Genomic DNA, 13,585 nt, shown 5'->3' on the forward strand with positions numbered 1-13,585 from the left:
CTAATATGAAAAATAGCTCGAATGCGCACAACGTACTATAAATATTATTATGATTGTGCGATTACCAACATAATTAAAGAAGATAATCTTAATATGACATTAGATGACGAATTAGTGTTTGCAGATGAATCCGATGACACACAGCAAGATGAGAACGAGCTGTGGGATATACTAATCGTCGACGATGACCCCGAAGTTCACCAGGTAACTCGCCTGGCTCTCAAATATTTCGAATTTTCTGGAAAGCTTCTCAATATTGCCTCGGCCTACTCAGCCAAAGAGGCCCAAGAGATGCTCTCGAAACAAAAATTTGCCGTCATCCTGCTAGATGTTGTTATGGAAACCGACCATGCAGGGCTAGAACTAGCACGCTGGATACGCAACGACAACAACGACACCCACGTAAGAATTGTACTACGTACCGGACAGCCTGGTCAGGCGCCAGAGCGAGAGGTGATCGCGAAGTACGATATTAACGACTACAAAGAAAAAACGGAGTTGACGTCTAACAAGTTATTTACCCTGATGTACAGCTGCCTACGCTCCTACCGAGATATTATTGCTCTTCATCGAAATAAGCTTGGTCTGGAAACCATCATCAAAGGCACTGACAAAATCTTCGCTCATCACTCACTGCAGGAGTTTACTCAGGGTGCGCTCGAGCAGTTGTCGGCTCTATTGCAGGCAAATGAAGGTGCCTTCTACGGAAAAATAGAAGGTATCGCCGCAACCTATGATAAGCAAAATAGCACCATCCTTGCTGGCACGGGCCGCTTCGATCAACATATTTCACGCAAGCTAGAAGAAGTTATTGATTCGGATAAAGAAAGAATCGTCCAAGAAACCATCTCAAAAGGCGGAGAACACTTCGCAGACGACTACTTCATCGGCGTTTACCATTCCCATCTGAATCGAAAAAACATTCTCTATCTCGATGGTCTACCTCCGTTGTCAGAACTGGACAGGCACCTACTGCAAATTTTCTGCACCCATATAGGTGTCGCTTTTGATAATGTTTCCATGATTGAAGAAATCGAACTCACTCAGCGAGAAATCGTTTACCGAATGAGTGAAGCAGTAGAAAGTCGCTCCAAAGAAACCAGCAACCATGTAAAAAGAGTCGCCTGGATTTGCAAAACTCTCGCACAAGACATCCAGCTTAATGACCGCGATGTTGATGTTCTTTATATGGCCTCACCATTACATGACATTGGCAAAATAGCGATTCCAGATCACATCTTGAATAAGCCGGGGCCACTCGACGATGAAGAGTGGAAAGTCATGCAAAAACACGCTCAGATAGGCCATGACATACTAGCCAACTCGCAGTTAGAAGTTTTAAGAGCCGGGGCTAAAATTGCTGGTGACCATCACGAAAAATGGGATGGCAGCGGCTATCCAAATAATAAAAAAGAAGAAGATATCCACTTATTTGCCCGTATTACCGCCATTGCCGACGTATTTGATGCGCTCTATAACCGTCGCTGTTACAAAGAGCCTTGGCATATCGATAAAATCATTAATTTATTTCAGGAACAGAAAGGGAAGCACTTCGATCCAAAGCTTGTCGAACGGCTTGTTGCCAGACTGTCTGATATTGTAGCCATCCAAGAAAAATACCCCGACTAATGTAATCAATCAGACAGCCTGATCATTAAAAATCTTTCAGACTCTCTCAAAGAGTAGCCTAGCTACAATCAGACAGTCTGGTTAGTTCGCTCCTCCTACACATTCTTCAGAAATGGCTTACACACCAAACATTCAATCACTTATCGATTCTTTAGCGAGATATATCAACAATAGCACTCCCTTTAGCTGTTTTTAAGGTAACCAAGGATGACAATCGCCAGAAAGGAGTTGGTGGACTCCCACAACCCAGGTTTTTATCACTGCACTAACCGCTGTGTTCGTCGCGCTTTTCTCTGCGGCCTTGATGAAGAAACTGGGCGAAACTTTAACCACCGAAGAACGTGGATTGAGCAACGACTTTTACAACTCTCCTCCATCTTCTCTGTTGATATCTACGCTTATGCTATTATGAGTAATCATTATCATATCGTTCTATATGTTGATCCTCTCGCCCCACTTTCATGGTCTGATGATGATATCGCTGAGCGATGGCTTCGCGCTTATCCTAGTAAAGACTCGGCAAAACATGCTCAAAGAAAACAAGCCCTTCTAAACAACCCAGATAAGCTAGCTCTATATAGACAACGACTCGGTTCTCTCTCTTGGTTTATGAATCGACTCAATGAACCTTTAGCGAAAATGAGTAATCTTGAGGACGAATGTTCAGGAAAATTTTGGGAAGCTCGTTACTCTTCTCAAGCGTTACTTGATGAGGCAGCCCTTCTTTCGTGCATGGCTTATGTTGACTTAAATCCCATACGGGCAAATCTTACCCAAACACTTGAAACCTCACACTTCACTTCTATTAAGCATCGAATTCAATCCCTTACTTCAAAAGAACAACGAACACCAATTAAGTCGATACTTGGCTCCCTTAAAACACCTAACCTCGGTTTATCAACCGTAAGCTATATCAATCTTGTTGAATGGATTGGACAGTCCATCCTTTATCCGAATAAAGCAGCTATGCCCAAACACATTACATCTGTACTGGAACAATTAAATCTACAACCGAATCATTGGTTAATGCAGATACAACATTTCGATCAGCACTATTGTCGAATGATTGGTCCTGTAGAAGTGATAAGAGAAAAAGCCCGGCTCTTAAAACGTCGATATCTACGAGGTATCTCCTCAGCCAAAATGCTTTATACAAATTAATTCCAACGAGTCAAAGTGAAAGTATCTGCACCTCTTCATTAAGTATTCTTAACAGCCCAGTTATATCTATCGCACATTTTTCGACAACAATACTCACTTATTCACTGCATTCTAGCAATTTGAGTAAATCTTCCTTCCATAAATAGTTCAAATTACACCGACTATTAGTAGACTGTCTGCTAATACGACATAGCGAGCCTAATATTTAGAACTCCATAGACTGTCCATTAAATATCAAACAGGGTGTCTGATAGCAGCTTAAAGAAGTAGCGCTTATCAGACAGTCTGCTTGTTGTCATTTAGTTAACAATATTTATCAAGAGTATTTAACCCGATAGAATAAGCTATATAGCAATGGAACAACTCCTAAGGTCAGTAGTGTCGCCAATAAAATACCAAAGATAATCGCGACTGCCATAGATTCCCACAACGGGCCTCCAGCCACAGCGAGTGGAAGCATTCCGCCTATCGTGGTGGCTGTGGTTAATAGTATCGGCCGGAGGCGCTGCAAACACGCATAAACTACCGCTTCATGAATAGGCACATCGTTCTCTTCGTTTTCTATCTTTATACGATCCAACAGCACGATGGCATTATTAATCACAATACCCGCGAGAGAAATCACGCCCAACATGGTCATAAAGCCGAAAGGCAAATCGGTAACCACCAAGCCAAACACAACACCAATGAGCGAAAGTGGAATCGTCAACAGAACAATGACGGTCTTGCGCATAGAGTTAAACTGCCATACTAACAACATCAACATAATGAGCCCGGCAATAGGGAGTTTGGCAAAGATAGATTCCTGCGCTTCAACAGAGCCTTCGTACTCGCCCCCAAGTTCCCAACGATAACCAAAAGGCCAGTCTTGTTGTTCAAGCCAATTTTTGGCAACAAAGGTCGCATCTAACGCGTTAAAACCCGGTTCCATATAAGCAGAGACGGTCACCGTTTTTAGGCGATCACGGCGTAGTATTTTTGACGTTTGCCACTCCAGGTCGAGCGTTGCCACCTGACTTAAAGGAACCGTCTTGCCGGTCGCTTGAGAATAGACTCCAATATTACTGAGCAAGGTAAAATCAATGGGTTTATCTTCTGGATGTTTCGAACGAAGCACAACAGGAATTAGTTTATCACCCTCGCGATAGTTGGTAGTTTCTAGACCCGTTAGATAAGTCTGCATGGCAGACGCCACTTCATCATTGGTAACACCGGACAGCTGTGCTCGTGTGTTATCAATATCCAGCACGATCTTTTTCGAACGCACGCCCCAATCATCAATAATGTTTTTCGTGCCGGGGATATTAGCCAGTTTGTTTTTCACCTCTTCTACAAGCTCAAACAGTTTGTCTTGATCGCGTCCCATAACACGAATCGCTATAGGCGCGCCGCCAGCCGTTCCTAAGGGTAAGAAATCAACCGTTGGCGTAACGTCAGGAAAGTTCGCCAAAATAAATGCCTCTACTTTGGGGAAAATTTCCTCTTTAGCGATGTCGACATCAGTGATATTTCCTAGCACCATCGCATAGTTTGAAGCTCGAGCATGAGAAGGCGCAGAGAGTGTAAATCTGGGAGGCCCCTCACCTATGTAGGTTCCCCAACTGATAAAGCCACGTTCTCTGGACTCGTTGACCATCAAGTTGTCTCGAATAAAGGTCTCTATTTGATCCACAATCACCAATGTTCTTTCGATGGGCGATCCCTCTGGTGTTTCAACCTCAACGGTGACCACTGGCTTATCATTTTCTGGAAAGAATACATTCTCTACAAAGGCGAATCCTTGCAGTGAAATATAAAACACTCCTATCACTCCAACCACTGATAACCAAGGTCGTTTTAACAGACCTAATAAAATCGACTTATAACGGCTATAAAATCCGGAATCAAAACTCTCTGACTGCGCTTGCTTTTTCACTTTAAGGAACAGTACGCAAAGCAAAGGCACTAATGTTAATGCTAATAGCCAAGATGCAATTAGAGTAATGGTCACCACTTTAAATAGTGGCGCCGTATACTCACCCACTTGAGACTCCGCCAAAAAGATGGGTAAGAATGCGGCCGATGTTGTTAGAGAAGAGATCAGTAGTGGCATGCGAAGTTCTTTCGCAGACTCAATGGATGCTTGTTTAACCGGCTCACCTTGATTGGTACGAACGATAATGCTCTCGCTCATAACAATCGCATTATCCACCAACATACCTAGCGCAATAATCAGCGAGGCCAGTGACATTTGATCGATCCCAATGTCAAAAGACTGCATAACAAACAATGTCATCACCATAGCTGACGGAATCAAAGAGGCGACAATAAACCCAGTTCTTAAGCCAAGAAACAACAGCATTACGGCAAGAACAATGGCAATGGCTTGCCAAACATTCCCTAAAAACTCATTAATTTTCTTTTCAACATCATCCGCTTGAAACCATAAAAACTGAAAGTCGAGTCCTATGGGATACACCGTTTTAACATACTCGATCATGGCTTTTACTTCTTCGCCCAGCTCGATAATGTTGCCGCCCTCTTTTAGCGAAATAGCAATGGCAATAGCTGCTTCGCCGGTGTTACGCATGATCATTTCTTGCGGATCGATAGTGCCTCGTTTAATACGTACAACATCGCCTAACTTAACAACAGCGTTAGTACCCGGCAAGTTGATGATCGTATTGGCGATATCATCAATGGAGTCGAAATTCCCCGTTGGCTCGATAATGACTTTTTCAAAACGCGTGGAAAAATCGCCACCCGAACGAATGATGTTTTTTTGCGATAAGATGCCTTGAAGCTGATTCGGCGAAATACCCAGCTCAACCAGTCTGGCATTTTCATACTCCAAAAATATGCGTTCTTCCTGAGCACCAATAATATTGACTTTCGCAACATTCGAAAGCAATAGCAGCTCATTTTTCACTTCATCTGCAACTTGCTTTAATTGACGATAGTTAAAACCATCGCCCGTAATAGCAACAACGGTACCAAAAATGTCACCAAATTCATCGTTAACAAAAGGGCCACGAATTTCTTTAGGTAGATCATTTTTTGCATCGTTAACTTTACGTCTTAACTTATCCCATATTGGGCGCAGATGCGTGTGCTCAGCTTTAATATCGACATAAACCAAAGAAACGCCCGTCAAAGATTCACTACGAACATTTTTGATCTCTGGCATTTGCTGAATTTCTTTTTCCAGACGATCTGTCACCAGTTGTTCAACCCTCTGTGGGCTAGCGCCAGGTAACATCGTTTGTATAAATGCTGTTCGAACAATAAATCCAGGGTCCTCATTTTTCGGCAAGGTAAGATAGGCACCAATACCCGCCGACATGAGGATCAAGAAAAACATAATAAATACGCGATTGCGCTCTATGGCAAAACGTGTAATGTCCATAAACAAACCCCTCAGTAGGCGCCCAAGATCGGCTTGTCTAATAATTTAACTTCCATACCATCTAGCAACTTGCGTACGCCAGCGGTCGCGATAAGCTCACCTTCTTTAAGTCCAGTCACTACCTGAATACCATTTTGAGCCTTTTCTCCAACCTGAATATAACGCTTGGTTGCTTTATACACTTCACCCTCAAATGGCTCTAACACAAACAGATAATTACCTTTTTCATCTTGGCCAACGGATAGGTAAGGAACAAACAGCTGACTGTCGGTTGTTTTGGCGATGTGCTGAGAAAAATCAAACTTTACATTGGCCGTCATGCCAGTACGAAACTCATCACAAGAATCCTGAAGCAAAGCCTCTACCGGAAACGCACCGCCCGACTCAGCCGCTACACCCACTTCAGAAATTACCGCAGAATACACTTTATCGGGATTGCTGGTGCTTGTAACTTGAACATGGTCATTAGTAGTAATTAAGCGAATAAACTGCTCTGGGATACTGACTTTAATTTTCGGACATTGGCCACAATTGATTCTAAGAACCCCTTGTCCAGCGGCAACGTTTTCGTTGGTATCCGCCAACACTTGAGCGATAGAACAAGCTTGAGGCGCTTTTAGTTTGGTGTAAGACAGTTGCAGCTGCGCCGACTCCAGTTGTTTAAAGGCTACCTGAGTGGTCGCCTTTGCCGATTCGGCACCGGCTCTTGCACCATCAAGATCACTTCTGGAGGCATTGTTATTTTCGTAGAGCTCAGTCACTCGCTCATAATTTGCCTTACTGTTGCGCTCATTCGCTCGAGCTTGTTGTAGGTTAGCCTGAGCTTGTTGAACAGCCACCTGATAGTCGGTGGACTCCAGCGACATCAATAACTGCCCTTTCTCTACTCGGTCACCCAGTTTAACTTGACGATTATCAACGGTGCCACTGACTCGAAAGCTTAACTGCGCATCCAATCCAGCTTCAACCACTCCAGAGAAAGTTTGTTTAACTTCGCCTTCAGCATTGGTCACCTTAACGTATTGAACGGGACGATAAGACTTTTTAATAACGGGTTGTTCTTTCTCACATCCCGCAATCAACACCAGAACAAAACAAGCGATGATGCTTTTATTGAATAATATTTTCACTTTGTTATCCCCTATCCACCTACTCAACTTCTATACCTTGTTGACGAAAATACTTAATAATTCGATCAAACCATTGGCTACTATACTGACCATCCAGCAATGGTTTTAAATCACCAGCAGTACGCATCAAATTAATGTAATCTTGAAGAAAAGAATACTCTGCGTCAGCAGCCAGCAATCTGGCACTTAGCGCATTGTTTTGTGCATCTAATAAATCCGAAATAGAAACGGTGCCTTTGGCATAAGCATCTCTTACCAGATCCAGAGACTCCGATGCCGCCTGAGCACTGATCTGTGTTAGCTCAATACTGGGATAAGAGCTGCCAATTTGAAATAGCGCTTGCCCGGTACTGGTGACAATTTGTCTTTCCAACGCCTGCTTTTGTAATTCCAGTTGTTTATGTTCCAACTTCTTACGGCTTGTGGTGGTTCGTCGTTTGTTGTTTAAGTCCAGCGACCAGGTTGCATTCAAGCTGATGGTCCAACTGTCTTCTACTCGATGATCTAACGCTCCCAACCCACTTTGATCAAAATTGTGCCCGGCTTGAGCTGACAAGCTCACATCAGGCACATAGTGACCACGACGATTAGCATGATACTCTCGTTGGTTAATACCAAGTCTGGATTCAAAGACTTTTAACTCTGGCGAATTCGCTAACGCTTCCTGTTTATAGAAATCTTGGAATACTTGCCAATGTATTTCATTCGCAACAAACTTTTGAAATCTGGAGTTAGTGAGTATGTTTAACAAACTGCCAACTTCTGGCTGACGTGCGTCTACTAATATTTTGCCCGGCAAATTTAATATACGAGACAACTCCAGTTCTGCGTTACGGCGATTAGCCTGAGATGTAAATAGATTCTTTCTATCAGAAGCCAGTTGGCTTTTCCAACGCAGCACATCGGATTTTCTGGCTGAGCCTACTCGTAAACGGTTTTCTGCCAGCTCCAGATTTTTTCGCGTAACCTCCAGATTGGCCTGACGAATCTCTTCTTCTGACTTAGTTCGTAATAAGTTTAGATAGGCTGTAGCTGTCTGTTGCACGGTATCGAATAAGCTGGATTGATAAAGAGATTCCTGGCTTTCTAGCAGTAACTTACTGATATCATAGTTTGCCCATAAACCTTCCGAATAAATCACTTGCGAAAAACTCAACTGAGCATCGGCGCGTTTTTCTGGACTAACTCCGGGAACTACCTGAGTCTCCTTAATCTGTGTGTAACCCGCCCCTACCGATAGACTGGGGTAAAGCCCTTGTCGTGCCAGCGCAACATCTTTGGCAGACAAGTCGACATTGATCATAGAGGCGCTTAAATCCAGATTGTTCTTGATGGCAAATGCAATGGCCTCACGCAGCGTAAAGGCTCGGCGATTGACCTGTTTTTCGCTGTTGATTATGCGGGCATCAATAATATCGGCCCACTTAGGCGCAAAGCCAATAGAAAGGCCAGTATTTTCGTTGTAAATAACTCTTTCGCTAAAGCGCATGTCGACGGTCAAATCTTTTGCATTCGCTCCCAACAAAATACGTTGAATGTCAATCGCTACCCGTCGAGCTATCTGCTGCTGTGCCTGACTCATTTGGTTTTTGGTTACCAGAAAACCATTTTCTACGTCTTTTTCGCCAACGAAGGTATAACTGGGGAGCTTGCGCTTAATAAGCTCTGCAGCTAACTGTCTCGTTTGTTGATCAGAATACTGCGATAACACCCCGACAATAACCGCTTCTACATCCGCTGGAATCTTATTAACAACAGCAGCAGGATTGCCTTCGGCGCTGATACGCACAAACGACACATTGAAGCTTCTTTCGGCCTCCTCAAGCAGTTCGGCTAGCTCAGGCCAACTATCAAACAAAATCGGTTCAATGATGACGCCTAACTTGTTACTGCTAACAAAGTCTTTGAAGAACGCAATTTCATGTCCAGGCTCTTTTACATCAGCAATATAAGTGAAGTTATTGCGCAAACTCTTGCCACTGCTATAGGGCAGTCCCTGAGCAGCCGGATCAATAATCGCCGCCGCGATGGTTGGTTTAGCGACGCTTTTGCGCTTGCCAACTTCGTTTGATGAGATAGCTCCTAACGTCACCAAAACATCAACATTTTTATTTGCATAGGCATTATCAAGAACTCGATTGATGCCAGCGATGGTCCAATCCCCTGTCGTCAGCTCATCAGCGACAAATATGGGGTTGAATTCATTGCCAAGCAGATCTTTGATTTCACGGATAACTTGAGGTTCGGATAAAAATTCTTTTTGAGCGGGCCCATCTTTAATCAAGGCAATATGGACATCCCGGGCGTTCAACGAAAAAGAAACGAAAAAAAGAATGAATAGTAAACTGTACTTAAAATACATAAGTCTATCCCTTAACAAGACAAACGTCAGACACTGAGTAAAATGGCCTATCTATGCAGCTGTTTTGAGTTATTAAAACGATAGGCTTGTAAGAATAGTTTAGTCTAGTGTAACAGGGCTCAAAACGCCACCCCATTGCAGGGCGATATGTCTGGTTTTTCTTTCTAAATCCACGATTTACGTGGCTTGACTATGGATTAGAATCTCACGCTCGTTAAGCTTTTGACAAAGAGCTTAAAAAGCACCAAAACTTACCCTTTCTTTGGCGCTTTTCTATTCAGGTTACACGGAGACAATCGATCAGGCTCTCGAACACATCGAGAGCCTGTCAACAAAGGCTAGATTAAGTCTTACAGAAGGTTCGATAAGCCGTTTGTATTCCTGGTCCACCGTAGCCATTTGTCAGGCGTCGATGAGAGCGCAAAAACACGATGTAAGAACAGGCATCCCAGGCTGCAACATTGACTGGGTTATCAGAAGTTGCAGGCGTTCCAGTGGACTGCCCTCCTCTAAAGGTAAAGCTGCCTCCATCATCGATTCTGGGTACCGGCCAATCCATGTGTGCTCCCTGTTTTTCGATTTCTACTTCGAACCAGTCAAGATGAGGATGGTCTACGGTATAACGAACCGTTACCGTATGGGTGATAGGCTGACACAAATTAGCCCCCGTTAGAAACTCGTCTAACTCTAACCACATCAACGCGCTGGCATTATTGATGACAATCTTTTCTAACAAACTTTCATGGATGGTTGTCCAACCTCCGCCTGTATCTTCCTGAAGCTCATACGCCAGAGCGAACTCATGAACTTGTCGAGCAGCATCAATAGCTGCCGGAGTACCTGCATCAGGATTAGGAGACGGATTACTATACCCTTGAGAAGGCGCTAAGTGTGTTGAGTTAAGCCGAATCAGTCGATTGCCAACAGGTGTATAACGCGAGTCGCTTTCTACCGAGATCCAACCATTAACATCAGGAACATGGTTATGTGTCGCCGCCGGGTTATTGACATAAACCGGCTCTAAAATGAGAGGTGATAAAGAAGCCACTATCTGCCCAACTTGAGTGGCAGGGATCATATCTTTGGTGACAGGATTGGCAGGCAACGCTGGGCCAGTCCAATTTCTTTCATAAAGAAAACGATAGCGTAGTTTTCTGCTGGCGGTTGCTTTTCCTGTTTGACCAATCATGGTCATCACTCCGGTAAACGCCAGATTACCCACTTGAGTATAACCATTGCTACGAAAATCGTGCATATTGGTTGAGTCGGGTATTTGATAGTTGCCCACATGAGTCCACATAGGAATTTCAACAGGGTTAATCGGCTCCAGATCAACACACAACTCAACGCAAAAACAGTTGGTAATGTCTTCTCTGTCAGGCTTACGTCCGCGTGCAGGTGGCTCATCCAACAGCAGGATGGTATTGCCATTAGCATCTTGCGCTTCGATCTGAAAGTACACATCAGGACCGCCAGTCCATTCTAGATTGATAAAGGGAGATAGAGGTGTTTTCTTGAATTGGTCGCCATCATAGTAAATATAAAACCAACCATTAGCATCAGTAGTGGCTTCACCTAAAAAGTCATTTTGAATCCAGTCCACATCGTGCGCTTTTACTTTAACGCCACCAACAGGGCTTTGAGGTTTTTCACAGGTAGTCACTCGGCCACAAATGACCCAGATATCGTGTTTTTTAAGCCATGCGCACCAAATATTGGATGGAACGAGAAAATCATAATAGTGATGTTGATAACGTTCTAACTGTTCCCATTGTGGACAGTATCGAGCTAATAAAAAATGTTCTTCGGGATCGAGTGACTTTTCACTCCCAGGGATCTGTCTAAAACTAACAACGACCTCGATACACTCTCCGGCATAATCGAGTTTGTCTCCATCAAAACTCGCGGCAAACTGACCATCGTCATCTGCTGTTCCTGATACTAATAAGTCGTTCTTTCGACCGGCGAGATCTTTATCAGACAGTTGCTGATACGTTTTGGCAATCGATGGTTCTCGTGGGCAATCATCCTTTTGAGCCCTGAAGAGTTGTACTCGAACGTTTGAAAATCTGGCGCGACATCCGCACTTTGTAATGCGCGCAGCTAAGCTTGCACTGAATCTAAATAGATTGGCCATGCTAAAGTCCTTTCAGTTATTTACATTAAATATGCTATAACTTCCTTCCAATACATCATTCCTTTGTGAGCAATATTTGGCTGAAAGTTATCCCTGTATACCTACAACTAACAGCACGATAAATCATACACCAGTGCCGTGTTCAACAAAATCAGGCTTCTCGCAAATCTCTGTAAGAAATCTCTGAAATTGATTGGACGCTTTATCTTACTTTTCACTTTCATTTCACTTGCTTTGTCTTATCTTGGTAGCCTAATCAATCAGGAGTAATACTAATGAAAACCAATTGGACTCTTACGGTTACACTGGCTCTGCTTTTTTTAACACCCATCGTTAACTCAGCAAATACACTGGATAAAAAGATTGAACGATATGTAACAGAGCATCAGTTTCCTGGTGCTGTCACCATGATCATGAAGGATGACAAAATTATCCACTACTCTTCCGTTGGCTATAACAACATCAAGCAAAAAAAAGAACTCAAAAAGAATGACGTTTTTCGCATTTACTCGATGACAAAACCTATTGTGTCAGTGGCGGTGTTGCAATTAGTGCAACAAGGAAAAATCAAACTTGATGAAGACATTAGAACCTACCTGCCCGACTTTGAACCTTTTGAATTTGATGGAAAAGAACACACCATTACCGTCCATCAGCTCTTATCCCATACTGCTGGACTCGGCTACTTTGGTGGCTTTAGCAATTGGGTAGACTTTATGTATTTATTACTTGATCCTAACGATCGCGACAATACAACCGATGGACTCATTAGCGATGTCTCTGGTATTGGATTAAAACATAAGCCGGGAGCTCAATGGCGTTATAGTATTGCCAGTGATATTCAGGGCGCATTGATCGAAAAAGTGACAGGACAACGACTAGGCGATTATCTGAAACAACACATCTTTGACCCTTTAGAAATGAATGACACGGCCTTTTGGGTAGCAGCCGCTAATGCCTCTCGATTGGTAGACATGTACGAGTATGAAGATGGCGAAGTGAGCTTTGGTGAATTTGGAAATCGTAGTGAATATCTAGAAGAACCCAGTTTACATTCTGGCGGTGGTGGACTCATCTCTACGACCAGTGATTACGCCAAATTTGTTTCCATGCTAATGCACAAAGGCCAGTACAAAAACCATCGGATCTTGTCGGAATCCCTCGTCAACACTATGTTAAGCTCGCACACAGAAAATATGGATACCTGGTTACTTCCCAAACTTTACCCAGGCACAGGCTTCGGCTACGGCCTCGGTGTCAAAGAAGCAACCGATGGGCATAGAGCCAAAGGCAGTTTTTATTGGGCAGGTAAAGGCGGCACTTTTTTCTGGGCTGATCCAAGTCAAAACCTGGTGGTCGTAGTGATGACTCAGCTAGAAGACGGCTGGCGAAAAATGGACCGCTGGCTGGTGCCCGAAGTTTACGCTCTTATCGACAATATGAAGGACGAGTAACTGATAACGATAGAATTAAATAATGTTAGCTTTTCGTTTAGTAAGTCAGAGTCCTCTAGCAGGACTCTGAGCTATGATTTACAAGTCCAACAAGCGGCTAGTCTGCAACTACTTCTGTGATTATGGGGTAATTGTAAGTTGCTTGGCATCCGTCAATATAAAGTTTGACTTTTTTATTCGATGTATATGATGCCAGTAACAATGAGTAAGTTTCTTTAAACAACGGCTGGTCAGCCCTAAGAAAAAGATTTGAAGAAACTGAACATCCATCATTGATCATGTGCTGATGCTTAAAATAGATACCATTTCGACTGGGCTTAGGGTATA

At 43.4% G+C, this 13,585-nt stretch carries 7 protein-coding genes; 3 read left to right on the plus strand and 4 right to left on the minus strand.

The annotated features are described in order from the left end of the window. Positions 1 to 93: 93 nt before the first annotated feature. A complete protein-coding gene (locus NH399_RS03530) occupies positions 94 to 1,629 on the plus strand; it encodes a DUF3369 domain-containing protein (protein ID WP_253037050.1) in 1,536 nt (511 codons plus the stop codon). Between the two features lie 207 nt (positions 1,630 to 1,836). Further along, a complete protein-coding gene (locus NH399_RS03535; protein ID WP_253037051.1) occupies positions 1,837 to 2,790 on the plus strand; it encodes a transposase in 954 nt (317 codons plus the stop codon). A 316-nt stretch (positions 2,791 to 3,106) separates the two neighbouring features. On the opposite strand, the gene NH399_RS03540 is transcribed toward NH399_RS03535, so the two are convergent. The 4 genes from NH399_RS03540 to NH399_RS03555 form a co-directional block, all read right to left on the minus strand. Continuing rightward, positions 3,107 to 6,175 carry an efflux RND transporter permease subunit gene (locus tag NH399_RS03540; RefSeq protein WP_253037052.1) on the minus strand — a complete coding sequence of 1,023 codons (3,069 nt, stop codon included), beginning with the start codon at positions 6,173 to 6,175 and terminating at the stop codon, positions 3,107 to 3,109. An 11-nt stretch (positions 6,176 to 6,186) separates the two neighbouring features. Beyond that, on the minus strand, positions 6,187 to 7,305 hold the full coding sequence (locus NH399_RS03545; RefSeq protein WP_253037053.1) for an efflux RND transporter periplasmic adaptor subunit: 1,119 nt from the start codon (positions 7,303 to 7,305) through the stop codon (positions 6,187 to 6,189). Positions 7,306 to 7,324: 19 nt separating this feature from the next. Next, on the minus strand, positions 7,325 to 9,667 hold the full coding sequence (locus tag NH399_RS03550) for a TolC family protein (RefSeq protein ID WP_253037054.1): 2,343 nt from the start codon (positions 9,665 to 9,667) through the stop codon (positions 7,325 to 7,327). A 343-nt stretch (positions 9,668 to 10,010) separates the two neighbouring features. After that, positions 10,011 to 11,804: a transthyretin-like family protein gene (locus NH399_RS03555; protein ID WP_253037055.1), complete on the minus strand. Its 1,794-nt coding sequence runs from the start codon at positions 11,802 to 11,804 to the stop codon at positions 10,011 to 10,013. A 275-nt stretch (positions 11,805 to 12,079) separates the two neighbouring features. On the opposite strand from NH399_RS03555, the gene NH399_RS03560 reads away from it, so the two are divergent. Then, positions 12,080 to 13,258 carry a serine hydrolase gene (locus NH399_RS03560; RefSeq protein WP_253037056.1) on the plus strand — a complete coding sequence of 393 codons (1,179 nt, stop codon included), beginning with the start codon at positions 12,080 to 12,082 and terminating at the stop codon, positions 13,256 to 13,258. Positions 13,259 to 13,585: the final 327 nt, after the last annotated feature.

The organism is Pleionea sp. CnH1-48, from assembly GCF_024124665.1.
Taxonomy (GTDB): domain Bacteria; phylum Pseudomonadota; class Gammaproteobacteria; order Enterobacterales; family Kangiellaceae; genus JAMXSB01.